This is a genomic window from Jatrophihabitans sp., assembly GCF_036389215.1.
Taxonomy (GTDB): Bacteria; Actinomycetota; Actinomycetes; order Mycobacteriales; family Jatrophihabitantaceae; genus Jatrophihabitans_A.
Genome location: NZ_DASVQG010000138.1, coordinates 1 through 15,915 on the forward strand (window position 1 = coordinate 1; position 15,915 = coordinate 15,915).

Annotated in this window: 17 protein-coding genes and 1 pseudogene; 2 read left to right on the forward strand and 16 right to left on the reverse strand. The window is 69.4% G+C overall.

Translation table 11 applies throughout. The annotated features are described in order from the left end of the window. The 3 genes from VF542_RS06535 to ribB all read right to left on the reverse strand — a co-directional run. A partial coding sequence (locus VF542_RS06535) for an MMPL family transporter (RefSeq protein ID WP_408650892.1) occupies positions 1–631 on the reverse strand: 631 nt, incomplete at its 3' end. Continuing rightward, positions 628–1,815 (reverse strand): 1-acyl-sn-glycerol-3-phosphate acyltransferase, encoded by a 1,188-nt coding sequence (locus tag VF542_RS06540; protein ID WP_408650893.1) that lies wholly within the window; start codon positions 1,813–1,815, stop codon positions 628–630. The genes VF542_RS06540 and VF542_RS06535, both read right to left, overlap by 4 nt. Positions 1,816–1,889: 74 nt before the next feature. Continuing rightward, positions 1,890–2,555: a 3,4-dihydroxy-2-butanone-4-phosphate synthase gene (gene ribB / locus VF542_RS06545; protein WP_408650894.1), complete on the reverse strand. Its 666-nt coding sequence runs from the start codon at positions 2,553–2,555 to the stop codon at positions 1,890–1,892. A 221-nt stretch (positions 2,556–2,776) separates the two neighbouring features. Between ribB and VF542_RS06550 the strand changes: the two genes are divergently transcribed. Beyond that, positions 2,777–3,274 (forward strand): MarR family winged helix-turn-helix transcriptional regulator, encoded by a 498-nt coding sequence (locus VF542_RS06550; RefSeq protein WP_408650895.1) that lies wholly within the window; start codon positions 2,777–2,779, stop codon positions 3,272–3,274. A 45-nt stretch (positions 3,275–3,319) separates the two neighbouring features. On the opposite strand, the gene VF542_RS06555 is transcribed toward VF542_RS06550, so the two are convergent. From VF542_RS06555 to VF542_RS06615, 13 genes are all read right to left on the reverse strand, one after another. After that, a complete protein-coding gene (locus VF542_RS06555; protein ID WP_408650896.1) occupies positions 3,320–4,219 on the reverse strand; it encodes a carbon-nitrogen hydrolase family protein in 900 nt (299 codons plus the stop codon). After that, positions 4,219–4,917, reverse strand: coding sequence for an SRPBCC family protein (locus VF542_RS06560; protein ID WP_408650897.1), 699 nt, complete (start codon positions 4,915–4,917; stop codon positions 4,219–4,221). The genes VF542_RS06555 and VF542_RS06560 overlap by 1 nt, the downstream gene beginning before the upstream one ends. Further along, positions 4,914–7,313: an aerobic carbon-monoxide dehydrogenase large subunit gene (gene cutA / locus VF542_RS06565; protein WP_408650898.1), complete on the reverse strand. Its 2,400-nt coding sequence runs from the start codon at positions 7,311–7,313 to the stop codon at positions 4,914–4,916. The genes VF542_RS06560 and cutA overlap by 4 nt, the downstream gene beginning before the upstream one ends. Further along, positions 7,310–7,879, reverse strand: coding sequence for a (2Fe-2S)-binding protein (locus VF542_RS06570; RefSeq protein WP_408650899.1), 570 nt, complete (start codon positions 7,877–7,879; stop codon positions 7,310–7,312). Before VF542_RS06570 ends, cutA begins: the two co-directional genes overlap by 4 nt. Beyond that, positions 7,876–8,763: an FAD binding domain-containing protein gene (locus tag VF542_RS06575; RefSeq protein ID WP_408650900.1), complete on the reverse strand. Its 888-nt coding sequence runs from the start codon at positions 8,761–8,763 to the stop codon at positions 7,876–7,878. The genes VF542_RS06570 and VF542_RS06575 overlap by 4 nt, the downstream gene beginning before the upstream one ends. Beyond that, entirely contained in the window at positions 8,760–10,196 is a 1,437-nt protein-coding gene (locus VF542_RS06580; protein ID WP_408650901.1) for a uracil-xanthine permease family protein, read from the reverse strand. Before VF542_RS06580 ends, VF542_RS06575 begins: the two co-directional genes overlap by 4 nt. 195 nt (positions 10,197–10,391) lie before the next feature. Next, positions 10,392–10,568 (reverse strand): hypothetical protein, encoded by a 177-nt coding sequence (locus tag VF542_RS06585; protein WP_408650902.1) that lies wholly within the window; start codon positions 10,566–10,568, stop codon positions 10,392–10,394. A 108-nt stretch (positions 10,569–10,676) separates the two neighbouring features. After that, positions 10,677–11,687: an agmatinase gene (gene speB / locus VF542_RS06590; protein ID WP_408650903.1), complete on the reverse strand. Its 1,011-nt coding sequence runs from the start codon at positions 11,685–11,687 to the stop codon at positions 10,677–10,679. Positions 11,688–11,730: 43 nt separating this feature from the next. Continuing rightward, the gene (locus tag VF542_RS06595; RefSeq protein WP_408650904.1) at positions 11,731–12,093 is read right to left on the reverse strand and encodes a hypothetical protein; all 363 of its coding nucleotides are present in this window, start codon (positions 12,091–12,093) and stop codon (positions 11,731–11,733) included. After that, positions 12,077–12,580 (reverse strand): TIGR00725 family protein, encoded by a 504-nt coding sequence (locus VF542_RS06600; protein ID WP_408650905.1) that lies wholly within the window; start codon positions 12,578–12,580, stop codon positions 12,077–12,079. The genes VF542_RS06595 and VF542_RS06600 overlap by 17 nt, the downstream gene beginning before the upstream one ends. Positions 12,581–12,600: 20 nt before the next feature. Continuing rightward, positions 12,601–13,089, reverse strand: a complete 489-nt coding sequence (locus tag VF542_RS06605) for an SRPBCC family protein (RefSeq protein ID WP_408650906.1) — start codon at positions 13,087–13,089, stop codon at positions 12,601–12,603. Then, entirely contained in the window at positions 13,070–13,426 is a 357-nt protein-coding gene (locus VF542_RS06610) for an ArsR/SmtB family transcription factor (protein ID WP_408650907.1), read from the reverse strand. Before VF542_RS06610 ends, VF542_RS06605 begins: the two co-directional genes overlap by 20 nt. A gap of 353 nt (positions 13,427–13,779) precedes the next feature. Then, entirely contained in the window at positions 13,780–15,525 is a 1,746-nt protein-coding gene (locus VF542_RS06615; RefSeq protein WP_408650908.1) for a PucR family transcriptional regulator, read from the reverse strand. 79 nt (positions 15,526–15,604) lie between these two features. Here VF542_RS06615 and VF542_RS06620 point away from each other — a divergent pair. After that, positions 15,605–15,915: pseudogene (locus VF542_RS06620) on the forward strand (FdrA family protein); the annotation flags it as partial.

Below are 15,915 nucleotides of genomic sequence, written 5' to 3' on the forward strand. Positions count from 1 at the left end.
CGTGTGAGAGGACGATGCTCAGACCGGCCAGCGACACCGGGATCAGGGTTGCCGCCACCGAGCGGAAGACCAGGAACAACACCAGGAACAGCAGCGGAAAGGCGATCAGCTCGGCATGTTGGGCATCCTTCGCCGACTGCAGGTTGAGCGCGTAGTCCAGCGCCGGGGCGCCGGTCACATTCACCTCGATACCCGCGTCGGCAATCGCGGAGACGGCCGCTCGGTGCAGCTCCGGCACCAGGTTCTGGGTCGTGTTGTTGTCGCTGGTGAAGCCGACCTGCAAGAAGGTGGTGTGGCCGTCGCGAGACAGCCAGGTCGGCTGGGTATTGGCGTACTGCACCGAGCCGACATGCTCGAAGCCGCGCAGCGCCTGGGCCGCCTTGGCGGCGGCCGGCGCCACCGGGCGCTCGGGATCGTGCAGCACGACCTGCAGGCTGTTCGGCGCATCGCCGAAGGCCTTCTCCAACGTGCTCTGCCCGAGGACAGCCGAGCCGCGCGGGTTGTTGAAACCGCCGGCCTTCATGGCATCCGGCAGGTGCAGCGCCAGGCCGCCGGCCAGTGCAACGGCGATCAGCCAGAAGCCGATGACGAGGCGGGGCCGGCTGAGGGAGAACCGAGTAAGGGTGATCATCTGGAACCTCCGACGCCGGCCATGTTCGCCTGCGTCTGAACAGGGACATCCACAGAGACGCCCGGAATAGCGGAATTGAGCCTGGACAACAGGGCTTCGGCGCGCTGGACGCGCCGGTGCCCGCGATCGGTGCGGGGTGTTCGTTCGATGACGGTGATGAGCGGCTGCATCGCGTCAGCCGGCCGACCAGCGGCAACCAGTGCCTCAGCCAGTCCCATTGCGTACCGGGTGTCTGCCTGCGGTGCCGCGACGGTTGCCCTGCCCAGGTGCTCGGCGCCGGTTTCGGGCCGGCCACCCAGTGCCCGGGGCATGCTCAGATGCCAGCGCCCGACCAGGTAGTTCGCCATCGGGTGCTCGGGATTGCGCCGCAGCAGCGCGAGTGCCCGGTGCCGGACCGGATAGACGAGCAGCAGCCGCATGAGCGGACCGGCCGACATCGCGCGCAGCCCTTGCAGCCGCAGCCGTTGCACCGGTAACTCGATGTCGGCCGTGTCGCGAACCGGGACGAGGGCGGCCAGCCGGTTGAGCCGTCGCAGTGTCGGCGCCGGGCACCGGCCGTCGGGCTGGAGGCCGGCGTCGATCTGCCGGCTCACCTCCAGCCCGAGCACACCGGTCGGATCTGCCGTGGATCCCGCGGCAGCCGCGATCAACTGCGGAATCCGTTGCTCTGCCTGCATGCGGAGCGCTTGGAGCCGGCGGGTTCGAGACAGCGACGGATCGTCCGTCAGTGCCTCCCCCAGGACGATTCGCAGCGGTGCCTTCTTGGGCCATTTCGCACCCTTGGGAAGCACCTCGACAGCACCTGCGATCCCGACCGGGATCACCGGAACGTTGTGCCGTACGGCGAACCAGAACGCACCGTCCTTGAAGGGAAGCAGCTGCTCCCCGGTCCCCCGCGTTCCTTCGGGGTAGATCACCAGCGCCGAACCACTGCTCAGCAGCTCGCCGATCCGGCCGAGGGTGGCGGCGGTCGGCTGCCCCCGATCAACCGGGATGCAGCGCATGACGTTGTGCCAGAACCGGCTCAACGGCTTGTCGAACGCCTCGGACTTCGTCAGGAACCACGTCGGCTTGCCGCGGACGCTGTACAGCACCGTCTCGACGACATAGTGGTCGAAGTAGCTGCTGTGGTTGGGTGCTAGTACGAACGGCCCGGTGACGGGAACGTTTGCTAACCCGTCCACCTGCGCGAGCCGTCGCCGGACACTGCGGTGGATGAGCCAGAAAGACGTAGTCCGGACCGCCTTCTCCACCAGTTTCATGAGTGTGACGCGAAGTTACGAGCGAGGTAGGCCTGCAGCTTCTCGATGCTGGTGATCAGCAGTCCATGCCTGGCGGCGAAGCGGGCGAGCTGCTCGAGCCGCAGCATCTCACCGTCGTCACCGATGATCTCCACGATCACTCCGACCGGCTCGCAACCGGCCATCCGGGCCAGGTCGACAGCTGCCTCGGTGTGCCCGGGACGCTCGAGGACGCCTCCCTCACGAGCGATCAGCGGGAAGATGTGACCCGGCCGCTGCAGCTGGGTCGCCGCTCCGCTGATCAGGAGCTTGATGGTGGCTGCCCGGTCCGGTGCCGAGATTCCGGTGGTGACACCGGTCAAAGGCGTACCGTCCACGCTCACGGTGAAGGCAGTGCCCAAGTGGTCCTCATTGCGGGCAACCATGTAGGGCAGCTCCAGCTCAGCGGCGCGCGAAGCGGTGAGCGCGGTGCAGACCAGTCCGCGGCCCTGGGTGATCATGAAGTTGATGACCTCGCTGGTCGCGTGTTCGGCAGCGACGATCAGGTCACCTTCGTTCTCGCGGTTCTCGTCGTCGACGACGACGACCATCTCGCCGCGGGCGATGGCGACTACGACGTCCTCGATCTCACTCAGCTGGACTGGGATGACGGCGGTGGCGAACGGGGTGGCGAGCAGGGTCATGACAATTCCTTCTGTAAAGGACCGATCGGCCATGCCTGGGATTCAGGCTTGCCTTCCTGGCCAAAAACGATCATCGCGGGGTGACGATGTGGTTAAGATGGTGCAGCCGTTAGATCCATGATGGCTCATTCGATTAATCGTCATCATTGCTGCATCACCGATGCTGCATCATGGATAAGCTGATGTCAAGTCTATGATCTCCACAAGAAGGTAAAGAACCCATGACCCGACGAAATGCCACCAAGGCGGACACTGCCGCTGAGGAGCGTTCACTCAGCGAACTACGCCATCTGATCCTGGCAGCACAGCGCGAGGGCAACAGATGGCTCGCGGACGAACTGCGCCCGGCCGGCCTGACACCGTCTCAGGCGGAGGTTCTCGCAGTGCTTGCCGAGCAAGGTGAACTGACCCTGGCCCAGCTGGGCCGACTCATCGTGTGCGAGACCGGCAGCCCGAGCCGGGTCGTCGACATCCTGGTCAAACGCGGTCTGGTGCGACGGGAGCCGGGAACGATCGATCGCCGGGTGATACATCTCTCGCTGACGCCTGAGGCCTGCGACCTGCTGGAACTGGTGTCCAAGGCTGAACACAGCCTCGACGCCGTCATGCTGCAGATGCTGGATCCCGAAGAGCAGATGACGCTGGCAACGCTGTTGCGCCGGATCCTGTCCGGCACCGGGAGCGGCGAAGCCATCCAGAGGCGTTACGGACCGCGCTGAACGCCCACCGGCCGCACGCCGTTGCGTCCGGCTCGGCCGGCTGTCTCAGCCGAGCTTGAACGACGTCCGCGCCTCACTCATCAGCCGCTCGGCGTTCTTGCGGATCAGCGCCAGGTTGCGGTCGGCCAGGTGGTCGAAGGTCTGCGGAACCGAGGAGCCGGGCGTCAGCGAGCGCATCGCGGTGTCCGGGTCCAGAGTGGCCGAGACCCAGCACTCGTGCGACGAGGCCCGGGCGATCACCTCGGCGATCGGGGTGACGATCATCGAGTTGCCGAAGTAGATCACCCCGCCCGGGTCGACACCGGTGGCATTGGTCCCGATCAGGTAGACGTGGTTGTCGTAGGCCCGGGCCCGGTTGGTCAGCTCCCAGATGTCGGCCGAGCGCAGCAGCGCCGACGGCCGGCAGATGACTTCGGCGCCGGCCAGCGCGGTGATCCGGGCCAGCTCGGGGTAGTCGCCGTCGAAGCAGATGATCACCCCGATCCGGCCCAGCGAGGTTTCCACCACCAGGACGTCCTCACCGGGGGTGACCCAGCCGCCGCGGTCGACCCGCTCGTTGCCGAACGGATGGGTCTTGCGGTACACCCCCAGCAGCTCGCCGGCCGGGCCGAGCACCACCGCGGCGTTGTAGACCACGCCGGGTTCGGGCCCGCGCTCATAGGTCCCCAGCACCAGATGGGTGCCGAGCTCGGCGGCCAGGTCGGCGAACGGCTGCAGCACCGGGCCCGGCAGCTCGCTGACCAGGTCCCACAGCCGCTCGGTCTCGACGCCGGGGGTGAATCCGGTCGTCACCGACTCGGGAAGCACGATCAGCTCGGCACCGGTCGCGGCGTGGCAGCGCCGGGTCAGCTCGATGGCCCCGGCGATGTTGGCCGCCACGCTGTCAGCGGTCAGCGGCCCGGGCGCGGGTGCCACCTGGACGGCGGCGGCGATGAATTCACGCATCAGCCCATTCTCCTCGCAGTCCGGGTGTTGTGCGAGGCACGGGCCGTCCGGGCCCCCACCAGCACGCCGAGCAGCGCGGTGGCCGCGCCGAACACCGCGCCGGCGAGGAAGGACTCGGTCGCCGGTCTGGCGGGCGGCTTCCCGCGGCCGGCGGCGGTGAAGACCGCCGGCCCGGGATGTTGCCCGGCAGCGACCGCGGTGTCCTGGCCCGCCGGGGCCGCGCTCGAGTCAGCTTGCTCACCGGCGGCGGCCAGCGGCCGGTTGCCGGTCAGCACGTCGTCCACCCCGCTGAAGAACTCACCGGCCATCTTCTTGGCCACCCCGATCAGCATCCGCTGCCCGACGCCGCCGATGACGCCCCCGATGGCGGCGTCGGCATCGTAGGTCAACCGGGTCCCCTCGCCGGTGTCGGTCAGGCTGACCCGCACGTCGGCATCGACGGTGCCGGGACCGCCGGCACCCGATGCCTTCATCAGGAAGGTGTGCGGCTCGGGCAGGTCGGTCAGCGAGACCGTGCCGGCATAACTGCCCTTGATCGAGGCGACTCCCGCGGTCACCGTCATGTCATAGCTGTCCGGCCCGGTCGCGACCAGCCGCTCGCAGCCCGGGATCGTCGCGACCAGCACCGCGGGATCGCGCAGCGCCGTCCAGACCCGGTCCAGCGGTGCGTGCAATATCGCCTCGCCTGCCAGCTTCATGACTCGTCCCCTTCCTGCCGGCCGGCGGCGTGTGCCGACCGGAGCTCGAACAGCTCGCTCGGTGAGATCGGCATCGAGGTGAGCTCGAAGCCCTCGGCATCGGAGATCGCCGCGGCGAACACCGCGGCACTGGGGATGACGCCGGCCTCGCCGGCGCCTTTGATCCCCAATGGGTTCAACGGCGACGGGGTTTCGAGGTGGTCGATCTCGATCTCGGCGGGCATCTCGGAGACGTAGGGCATCAGGAAGTCCATGAACGAGGCGTTCTGCAGCTGCCCGCTCTCGTCGTAGGCCATCCGCTCGTACAGCGCGCCACCGACGCCCTGCGCCACCCCGCCGTGCACCTGCCCCCGCACGATCATCGGATTGATCAGGGTGCCGCAGTCGTGCACGACGCAGTAACGCAGGATCTTGATCTCGGCGGTCTCCGGATCGGTCTCCACGATCACCGCGTGCATGCCGTTGGCGAAGGTGGACTGCAGCGGTGAGTAGTAGTCCCGGCCCTCGATGCCCGGCTCGTCGTCCTCGCCCACCGGTGCCTGATCCGGATGGCCCACCGCGAACTGGGTCGCGGCCTTGGACGCCTCGTCGAAGGCGTAGCGCAGTGGATTCGACAGCACCGCGACGGTGCCGAGCGAGATCTCGGTGCCCGGGCTGCCCTTGACCCGGACCTGGCCCTCGACGATCTCGAGGTCACCGGGCTCGGCCTCCAGGGCTTCGGCCGCCACCTTCAAGATCTTGGCACGGGCCGCCCGGGCCGCCAGCGCGATCGCCGATCCGCTCATCACCGCGGCTCGGGAGGCGAATGTGCCTACCGCGTAAGGAAAACGCCGGGTGTCACCGGTGACCACCTCGATGTCGGACATCGGCACCCCGAGCTCGTCGGCGACGATCTGGGCGAAGGCGGTCTGGTGGCCCTGGCCCTGCGAGGTCAGGCCGGTGGCAACCTTGACCTTGCCGGTGGTCTCCACCTGGACGTGGCCGCCCTCGTACGGGCCGACCCCGGTTCCCTCGACGTAGCAGGCCAATCCCATGCCGACCTTGCGGCCCTCGGCGCGTGCCCTGGCCTGGTAGCCGGCCCATTCGTCCCAGCCGACGAGCTTCTTCAGCTTGGCCAGCGAGGCCGGGAAGTCGCCCGAGTCATAGATCAACGGCCGGCCGTCCTGGAACACCAGGCCGTGGTCGTAGGGCATCTCCTCCGGCTGGATGAAGTTTCGTTCGCGGACCTCGGCCCGGTCCAAACCCAGATCGCATGCTATTGCATCCATTGTCCGCTCCATCGCGAACACGGCCTGCGGCCGGCCGGCGCCGCGGTACGGAGTGACGATCACCGTGTTGGTGTAGAGGGATTCGAACTCCACCCGGAAGGCACCCGGCTTGTACGGCCCGAGCACCTGGGTGGAGGTGACGATCGGAACGATCAGGCCGTACGGGATGTAGGCGCCGTTGTCGTGCCAGAACTGCAGCGACAGGCCCAGCAGCCGGCCCTGGTCGTCGAAGCCGACCTCGATGTGCTGCTGCTGGCCCCGCTCGTGCGCCGAGGAGATGAAGTGCTCGCGGCGGTCCTCGGTGAACTTCACCGGCCGGCCCAGCGCCCGGGCCGCCATCGGCACCAGCACCTCCTCCGGCCACGGGTGCATGATCTTGACCCCGAAGCCGCCGCCGACGTCCGGGGTGATCACCTCGACGCTGCCCAGGTCCAGGCCGAGCTTCACCGCCACCGCGGCGCGCACCCCGGTGGAGGTCTGGGTCGAGGTCCACATCCGCAGCCGCTGCGCGTCGGTGTCCCAGCGGGCAAGCACTCCCCTGCCCTCCAGCGGCGTGCTGGCCGAGCGCTGGATCTCCAGGTCGAGTGCCAGCCGGTGCGGGGCGGCGGCGATGGCGGCGGCCGCGTCGCCGGACTCCTGGACGAAGTGCGCGGCGACGTTGCCCGGCACGTCCGGGTGCACCAACCGCTCAGCCGCTCGGGCGGCGTCGAGCCCGACCACCGGTGGCAGCACCTGGTAGGAGACCAGGATGCGCTCGGCGGCGTCCTCGGCGAGGTAGCGGTTCTCCGCGACCACCATCGCCACCGCCTCGCCGACGTAGTTCACCTCGTCGCGGGCCAGCGGGTACTGGGTGCGGCCGTGGGTCAGCGCCGGGTGCGGGATCAGCAGCGGCAACGGATCGGCCAGCGGGCCGGTCAGGTCGTCGTAGGTGTAGATGGCCAGCAGGCCGTCGACCTCCAGCGCGGCGGTGACGTCGATGTCGAGGATCTTCGCGTGCGCGTGCGGTGATCGCACCAGCGCCACCTCCACCGCGTCGGCCCCGAGGTCGTCGAGATAGCGGCCGTTGCCGGTCAGCAGCCGGCGGTCCTCCACCCGACGGATCGGCTCACCCATCATCCGGGTGGTCATGAGCGCAGGCTCCGGTCGCTGCCGTGCTCGCTACTCGTCCTGCTGCCGCTGTCGCCGGCCGGCGCGGTGGCCCGCTCCCTGCCGATCTCGGCGGCCCGCAGCACCGCCGCCACGATGTTCTGGTAGCCGGTGCACCGGCACAGGTTGCCGCCGATCAGCTCCCGGGCCTGCTCCGGCGTCGGATCCGGATTGTCGGCCAGGCCCGCGGTGATCGTGGTGAGGAAACCCGGCGTGCAGAAACCGCACTGCAGCCCGTGGCACTCGGCGAACCCCTGCTGGACCGGCGACAGCTTGCCGTCGGGACCGGTCAGCCCTTCGACGGTGGTGATCTGCTCGCCGTCCATGCTGACCGCCAAGAGCAGGCAGGACCGCATCGGCACGCCGCCGACCAGGACCGTGCAGGCGCCGCACACCCCGTGCTCGCAGCCGACATGGGTGCCGGTCAGGCCGAGGTCGTGGCGCAGGCAGTCCGAGAGCAACCGGCGGGCCGGCACCTCGGCCCGTCGTTCGACCCCGTTGACCGTCAGCGCGATCTCGTGTCGGGCCTCGCTGCGATCCTCGTTCATGCGGCCGCCGCCCCGGTGGCGTTGCCGGCGGCCCGGCGGGCGGCGATGCCCAGCGCCCGACCGGTCAGCACCCCGGCCAGCTGGCGGCGATAAGCCGCGCTGGCATGGATGTCGGGCTCCGGATCGACCGCGGCACGCGCGAAGGCGGCCGCCGCCGAGAGGTCCGCATCGTGCGGGCGCCCGCTGATCGCCTCGGTCAGGTCCAGTACCAGCGGGGTCGCCGAGACCGACAGGTAGCCGGCCCGGGCCGTGCTGATCCGCAGGTCCTCATCGAGCTGGACCAGCACCGCCACCCCGCAGATCGCGTAGTCACCGTGCCGCCGCGACACCTCGGCGAACGCGCTGCCGGCCCTTGCGGGCAGCGCCGGAAAGCTGGCCTCGATCGCCAGCTCGCCGGGCCTGACCGCCGACTCCAGCGGGCCGGTGAAGAACTCGGCGGCCGGCACCGTACGCCGTCCGGTAGCCGAGGCGACGGTCACCGACCCGTCCAGCAGGCACAGCACCGCCGGCAGCTCGGCCGACGGGTCGGCGTGCACCAGGCTGCCGACGGAGGTTCCTCGGTTGCGGATGGTCGGGTGGGCGATCACCGCAACCGCCTCCGCCAGCAACGGCTGGCGTTCCCTGGCACCGGCGTCGCGCAATACCGCGGCGTGCCGTGCCAAGGCTCCGACCCGGACGGCGTCCGGGCCGGAGCGTATGTAGGCCAGCTCGGCCAGCCGGTTGACGTCAACCAGCCGGGCAGGCGCGATCAGCCGCATCGACAGCAGCGGTAGCAGGCTCTGGCCACCAGCGAGCACCTTGGCGTCCGGGCCGGACTCGGCCAGCAGTCCCAACGCCTCGTCGAGGGACTCCGGACGGCTGTAGTCGAACGCTGGCGGCTTCACCGTGTTCTGGGACCTCCTTGACGACCTGCGGTCGGGGTGTCGGTGATCGGAGCGGTGTTCTCCGCGCGAGCGGTACCGATCCTTGGTGCCAGGATATGCACCAGGTGGTAACCGATCAGCACGATCAGGGTGCCGGCCGCGATTCCGGTGATCGAGAAGGTGTCGGTGAACTTGACCGCAAGGTTGCCGATGCCCGCGATGATCCCGGCGGCCAGCGGCACCAGGTTGACCGGGTTGCCGAAGTCGACCCGGTTCTCGACCCAGATCTTGGCGCCGAGCAGCCCGATCATCCCGTACAGCACCAGGGTGATGCCGCCGAGCACGCCGCCGGGGGTGGCCGCGATCACCGCCCCGAACTTGGGGCAGAACCCGAACAGGATCGCGACCACCGCGGCGATGTAGTAGGCCAGCGTGGAGTAGATCCGGGTTGCTGCCATCACCCCGATGTTCTCGGCGTAGGTGGTGGTCGGCGAGCCACCGACCAGCGAGGCCAGCGCGGTGCCCACGCCGTCACCGATGAAGGCGCGTCCGAGGTAGGGGTCCAGGTCGTCGCCGGTCATCTCCGACACCGCCTTGACGTGGCCGGAGTTCTCGGCCAGCAACGCGATGACCGAGGGGATCACCAGCAGGATGAAGGTGACGTTGAAGGCTGGCAGGTGCGGGCCGGTCAGCGCGCCGAAGGTCGGGCTGACGATGTCCTGCGGCAGGCCGATCCAGTCGGCGCTGCGCACCCCGCTCCAGTCGATCCGGTGGCCGGTGCCGGTGCAGGCGGTGGTGATCTTGTCCGAGCACTTGGGCACGTCGTTGATCCGGTCGGCGATCCAGCTGATCAGGTAACCGAAGACCAGCGCCAGGAAGATCGCGATCCGGCTGATGAAGCCGCGGACCAGCACCGCGGTGACCAGCACGAAGAGGGCGGTGAGCAGGCCGATCCACTGCTCGGTCGGGAAGTAGATGCTGGTGGCGACGGTCGCCAGGTTGAAGCCGATCAGCATCACCACCGCACCGGTGACCGCCGGCGGCAGCACCGCCCGCACGTAGCGGCTGCCGCCGAAGTGCACCAGCACGCCGACCGCCGCCAGGATCACTCCGGCGATCAGGATCGCCCCGGAGACATCGGCGGAATCGCCGCCCTGCGCGCGGATCGCGGCGACCGCGGCCACGAACGAGGCCGAGGTGCCCAGGTAGGACGGCACCCGGCCCTTGACGATCAGCAGGAAGAGGATGGTGGCGACACCGGACATCATCACGGCCAGGTTCGGGTTCAGCCCCATGATCGCCGGGAATACGAAGGTGGCCCCGAACATCGCCACCACGTGCTGCGCGCCCAGGCCACCCATCCGCAGCCAGGACAACCGTTCACCCGGGCGTACCACCGCCCCCGGCGGCGGTGTCTTGCCGTCGTAGACCAAGTTCCATCCGAACGCAGACATGGTGGCCTCCCAGGCGCTTCGTTGGCCGCACGGTAGTGACCGGGCGGCACCCGCTACACGGTGAAGTGTTGACGAAAGATCGACTAGGGGGCTGTGACACGCCGCAGCGTGGAGTCAGCTCGGATCCATGCCGCGAGACATCGCGGAGCTACCAGGCGAACCGCCCGGCTTCGAGCACGTTCTCCTCAGCCGGCGTCAGCCGCGGGCTGGAGAGCCGCCTGCGCCGGCCACCCTCGGGTCGTGCTGCTCGGGTGCGTGCTTGCGCACCGGGTACTCGTGCCGGAACTGCGGATGATCCTGCTGGCAGTGATCATCGAGTTCGGTCTTCCAGGTGAACCGCAGCTCACATTTCGGGCATTGATGGATGGTCATGACCACTCCCCCCGGCCGGCGCTGTCACTCTGGCGGCGTGCCGTGCCGTTGGTTCAACGGTAGGCCCGCGCGAACCCGAATGTCACGCCCGGAGCAGGGCGTCGCCGGTCACGATTCGGTTGTCGCCTCGACCGTCAGCGCCTCGACGTCGAGCTCCAGCTCGGCGGCGTCGGCGCCCAGGGCGAGCACCGACAGCAGCTCGAAGCCGACGTGCGCCGCGGCGATCCCGGTGATCTCGGCATGGTCATAGGCCGGTGACACCTCGACGATGTCGGCGGAAACGATGTTGGCGCCCATCAGCCCGCGCAGCACCGCTAGCAGCTCCCGGGAACTCATGCCGCCCGCTTCGGGGGTGCCGGTGCCCGGCGCGTAGGCCGGGTCCAGGACGTCGATGTCGACCGAGACGTAGACCGGCCGGTCGCCCAGCCGGGCCCGCATCCGCTCGATGGTGCCGGCGACGCCGAGGGTCTCCAGCTCCACGCAGTGGACGGTGGCGAAGCCCAGGTCGAAGGAATCGGTCAGATCGGCCGGGTCGTACAGCGGCCCGCGGATCCCGATGTGCAGGCAGTGCTCGCGATCCAGCAGGCCCTCCTCCGACGCCCTGCGGAAGGGCGTGCCGTGGGTGTACGGCTCGCCGAAGTAGGTGTCCCAGGTGTCGAGGTGCGCGTCGAAGTGCAGCACCGCGATCGGACCGTGCAACGCGTGCATCGCCCGCAGCACCGGCAACGCGATGGTGTGGTCGCCACCCAGCACCAGCAGCTTGGCATCCGCGCTGAGTTCGCGGGCGCCGGCCTCGATCTGGGTGATGGCCTGCTGGATGTCGAACGGGTTGACCGTGAGGTCTCCGGCGTCGACCACCTGCTGGGCGCCGAACGGCGACACCTCCAGCGCGGGGTTGTACGGGCGCAGCAGCCGGGAGCTCTGCCGGATGTGCGCCGGGCCGAACCGGGCACCGGGCCGGTAGCTCACCCCGCTGTCGAAGGGCACCCCGAGGACGGCGACGTCGAAGCGCGGCACGTCCTCGCGCCGGGGCAGCCGCGCGAAGGTGGACAGCCCCGCGTATCGCGGAATGACCGCGCCGTCGAGCGGGCCGACCGTGGCGTCGTCGTCAGTAGCCATACCTCAGTATTGCCTCCGGACGAGTCCGAGAGTTACCGGGCTGCTACTGGCCGAAGGTGTACCGGAGGTTGGCGTTGATGAGTTGATTGACGCGCTTGCGCAGATGCCCGGTGAGGGCAGCATCTGGCGCGGGTTCCTCCACCGACAGCGTCCAGCGCAGATCGGTGCCTTGGCGAATGCTGTCCGGTGCCAGGTCGAAGCGAACGGTGGCATCCGGCCGCTTCAGCCAGAGCGAGGACCACACCACCAGGGACGGCGCAGCTGCTTCGATGATGCGCGGGCGTTCTTCATCGTCGAGGAGGTCCAGCCATGGACGCGCCGGATCGCGGTCCGGCTGGGTCAAGGCCTCGAACAGGATGTGTGGAGGCGCAGGTTGATTACGTCGCCTGCTACCGATGTCGATCACGTGCTGAGCCTAGATCCCCGAGCACCAGGGCCACCGCCTCGGCAGCCGTCCGGGCCGCCCGGTACCCGGTGACCGGTTGGCCGGACTCGTCCAGGACGGACCAGCCGGCCAGCACCGCCAGTGGGCGTTGCCGTTTCAGCGCATAGCCGATCTCGATCAGCGTTCCGGGGTTGCAGCCGACCGCGATCACCGCGTCGGCACTGGTCACCAGCGCCCCGTCCCGGGCTTCGGCGAGGCCGGTGGGCAGCGCGTAGTCGAGGAACGGGCTGCCTTCGCCCCGGTCGGTCCCCGGCAGCAGCCCGATCGTCCTGCCCGGCGGCGAGCCCTCGCGGGCACCCCGGGCCGCGGCTTCCATGACGCCGCCGAGCCCGCCGCACAGCAGGATCGCCTGCCGCCGGGCGAGTTCGGCGCCCACCTCGTGAGCCAGCCGGTAGAGCTCCGGGCTCGCCGTGCCGGGCCCGATCACCGCGACGTAGCGATCGGGCACGCTGCCGGTCGGATACGCGTTCAGCGCAGTGACACCGCAACCCGCTCGAGCAGGTTCAACGCGTCCTGCAGGCCGTCCTCCATGCCCGAGGCGATGACCGCGTCGCGGTCGGACCGGTTGGCGTGCTCGGCCAGCACGGTCATGGTGGTGCGCCCGTCCCGCTCGGTGAGGGTCATCGTCTGCAGCGACTCGGCCTCGGGCACGGCCTCGTAGATCTCGGTCCAGACCAGCCGCTCGTCCGGCACGATCTCGCGGTACTCGCCGTGGAAGGCAACCTCGACCCCGCTGGGAGTCACCATGACGAAGCGCCAGCTGCCGCCGACCCGGAGGTCGATCTCGGCAGCGGTCATCTCGCCCCGCTCGGCGTACCACCAGCGCCTGACCAGCTCCGGTGTCGTCCAGGCCCGGTAGACCAGGTGCCTGGGCGCGCCGAACTCACGGGTGATCAGAATCTGGGTGTCCGTCGGCAGCGTCACCACGGCGGTGCCGCTACTCGTTCCTGCTGTCATGTCCCTGCTCCTTCTCCTTGAGCTCCCGCACCACCGCATCGAGGCGATCGAGGCGTTGCGTCCACAACCGCTCGTAGTTCCTGACCCAGTCCGAGATGGGCTTGAGCGACTCGGCGTTGAGCCGGTACACCCGCTCGCGGCCCTGCTCGCGCACCTCGACCAGGCCGACCTCACGCAGCACCCTCAGGTGCTTGGACACCAGCGGCTGGGGAAGGTCCAGCCGCGCCACCAGGTCGGTGACACCGCGCTCGCCGCCTGCGAGGGTGTCGAGGATCTGACGCCGGCGGACCTCGGCTACCGCGTTGAACGCGTCTGCCGTCGTCGCCGCTCGTGCCATGATTCGATCATATGCTTATATGGGAATGTGTCAAGGATGGCGTTGGCCAGCCGATCGTTGGCCAGCCGATCGTTGGCCAGGCGACGTTGGCCAGCCGATCGTTGGCCAGGCGACGTTGGCCAGGCGACGTTGGCCAGGCGACCGTTGGCCAGGCGACGTTGCCAGCCGATCGTTGGCCGCCGGGCAGGGTGACACGCCGCAGACCTGGCTGCTGGAAGGCCAACGAGGATAAGGAGAACGCGGGTTCGAGCGCGAGATGCCGAACCTGGGAGGCCGAGCTGACACCCCGGGGTGCGCTTCAGCGCGAGAGGCCGGGTAACCGAGATTCGCGCAGGTGCGGAAACTCAGGAAACTCAGAGGCCGCGCATCTGGACGACCTGCAGCGCCAGTGCCACGTCCAGCCGCAGGTGCGGGTCGGTGGTGAACGGCCCGACGATCCGTTCCAGCTTGCTGATCCGGTAGCGCAGCGTGTTGTAGTGAAAGTGCAGCAGCCGGGCCGTCTCTGCGACGTTGAGGTTGGTGTCGAGCAGCGTTTGCAAGGTCACCCGCAGGTCGGCGGCCTCCGCGGCCTCGGTCGCCAGATCACCGAGCACCTCGGCGGCAAAGGACTTCAGCTCCGCGGTGTCGGGCACCAGCGACAGCAACCGGTGCACGCCGAGGGAATCGAAGTGAGACACGCTGCCGTGCCCGTGCACCCGCCGGCCCACCGACACCGCCTTGCGGGCCTGGGCGTAGCCGGTCGCGATCTGGGACGGTTCGACCATCCGGCGCGACACACCGGCGCTGAAGGACTGCCGGCCGCCGCCACGGTCGCCGGACACCGCGGCGATCAACTCGGCCACCATCCGGGCCTGGTCACCGGAGCGCACCGGCAGCAGCGCGACCACCTCGTGGCTGAAGCCGACCACCGGAGCGGCCTTGTCCCGGGCTCGCAGCACCTGCTGCCAGGCGGAGACGAAGCGCTCGTGCTGGGACCGGTGCACCACCGACGGCCCGGCCGGCGCTCCCGGCTTGCTGGGCTCGGTCGGGTCCAGTTCAGCGACCAGCACCACCATCGGACGGTCGATGTCCCAGCCCAGCGAGCGGCAGTGCTGCACGACCACGTCGTCGACCGGAAGCTGGCCGGTCAGCACGTCGCGCAGGTAGTCACCGCGGAATTTGCCCTCGACCGCGGAGACGGCCAGTTCCTTGGTGATGGTCAGCGCCGCCACGATCGCGACCCGTTCCAGGGCCTGCACGGTGCCCGGCGGCAGCTCCTGCTGCTGGCGGTAGGCCACGATCCGGCCGTGGTCGACGCCGCCGGCCACGATGGCGGTCATCGCGGCCTGGCCACCGGGCTCGCCGCCTGGCTCGCCGCCTCGCTCGCCGCCTCGCTCGCCGTCGGGTGCCGGCTGCAACCCGATCCGCAGCCGTTCGACCAGCAACCGTCCGCTGCTGTGGAACAGCCCGGCCGCCTTGGCCGCCTCGTGGTGCCCACCGCCGCCCTCGTCGGCCAGTACCCGGCCATCGGGGGTGGTGATCAGCAGCGCGCAGTCCAGCAACCGGGACACCTCGTCGGCGATCTGGGGCAGGCCACCGCCGCCGAGCACGATGGTGGCGATCGCCTGGTGCAGCGCGTCCGCCTGCGCCAGCACCTGGTTCTGCCGGTCGAGCAGCACCCCGTAGACGTCGGCGAGCACCTCGTCGAAGGCCACCTCGTCAACCAGCCGCAGCAGCGGGAAGCCCAGCTCGTCAGCCAGCTCGATCACCTCCGCCGGCAGCTGGCCGGAGCCCAGCGTGACCGCGATCCCTGACAGCTGCCGGCCGTCCAGGTCGCGGATCAGCCGCGTCAGCTGCCCGCTCTGGTCGGAATCGGCGACCCGGGTCAGCGCGAACGCGGTGCTGAGCAGCAGCTCGTTCGGCTTCACCCACGGCAGGATGTCTGGCACCTCCAGGACGTTCACGCCGCGGACCACCCGATCCAGGCCGGCGGTGCCCGCCAGCACGGTGGCGTCGACCATGCTCGGCAGCGTCAGCAGTTCGGCGACGCTGAGCCCGTCCGCAGCCGCCGCTGGCAGATTGCGTAGGTTGTGGCCCTGATGGTTGGCAACTGTAACCATCGGCAGAAGGTAGCTCACTGATTACGTTCCAGCCAGGGCCGCTGGCTAGTTCGCACGGATACCGGCTGGAGGGCCGCGGATGAGTTCGGAACAGGTACTGGTGCGCCGGGGGCTCTACGCCGACTCGGTGACCCTGCTGCAGGTCAGCCGCCAGGTCGGCCAGGCCGACGGCGTGCAGGACGCGCTGGTCGGCATGGCCACCGAACTCAACCTGGAACTGCTGGCCGGCATGGGCTTCCAACCACCGGGCAGCGAGTCGCCCAACGACCTCTTCATCGCGGTGCGGGCCGAGGATCAGCAGGCCGTGGCAACCGCCGCCGAACTGGCCGAGCGGTTGCTCACCGCCCCGCACCGGCCCGCCGGCGGCGCCGCGGCCGAGCAGCCGCCGCG

What these genes read in the sequence shown, in the direction of transcription:
- ribB (WP_408650894.1), bottom strand. Translation starts at nt 2,555, where the DNA reads ATGACCCTGCTCGCCACCCCGTTCGCCACCGCCGTCATCCCAGTCCAG.
- VF542_RS06550 (WP_408650895.1), top strand. Translation starts at nt 2,777, where the DNA reads ATGACCCGACGAAATGCCACCAAGGCGGACACTGCCGCTGAGGAGCGT.
- VF542_RS06555 (WP_408650896.1), bottom strand. Translation starts at nt 4,219, where the DNA reads ATGCGTGAATTCATCGCCGCCGCCGTCCAGGTGGCACCCGCGCCCGGG.
- VF542_RS06560 (WP_408650897.1), bottom strand. Translation starts at nt 4,917, where the DNA reads ATGAAGCTGGCAGGCGAGGCGATATTGCACGCACCGCTGGACCGGGTC.
- cutA (WP_408650898.1), bottom strand. Translation starts at nt 7,313, where the DNA reads ATGACCACCCGGATGATGGGTGAGCCGATCCGTCGGGTGGAGGACCGC.
- VF542_RS06570 (WP_408650899.1), bottom strand. Translation starts at nt 7,879, where the DNA reads ATGAACGAGGATCGCAGCGAGGCCCGACACGAGATCGCGCTGACGGTC.
- VF542_RS06580 (WP_408650901.1), bottom strand. Translation starts at nt 10,196, where the DNA reads ATGTCTGCGTTCGGATGGAACTTGGTCTACGACGGCAAGACACCGCCG.
- VF542_RS06585 (WP_408650902.1), bottom strand. Translation starts at nt 10,568, where the DNA reads ATGACCATCCATCAATGCCCGAAATGTGAGCTGCGGTTCACCTGGAAG.
- speB (WP_408650903.1), bottom strand. Translation starts at nt 11,687, where the DNA reads ATGGCTACTGACGACGACGCCACGGTCGGCCCGCTCGACGGCGCGGTC.
- VF542_RS06605 (WP_408650906.1), bottom strand. Translation starts at nt 13,089, where the DNA reads ATGACAGCAGGAACGAGTAGCGGCACCGCCGTGGTGACGCTGCCGACG.
- VF542_RS06610 (WP_408650907.1), bottom strand. Translation starts at nt 13,426, where the DNA reads ATGGCACGAGCGGCGACGACGGCAGACGCGTTCAACGCGGTAGCCGAG.
- VF542_RS06615 (WP_408650908.1), bottom strand. Translation starts at nt 15,525, where the DNA reads ATGGTTACAGTTGCCAACCATCAGGGCCACAACCTACGCAATCTGCCA.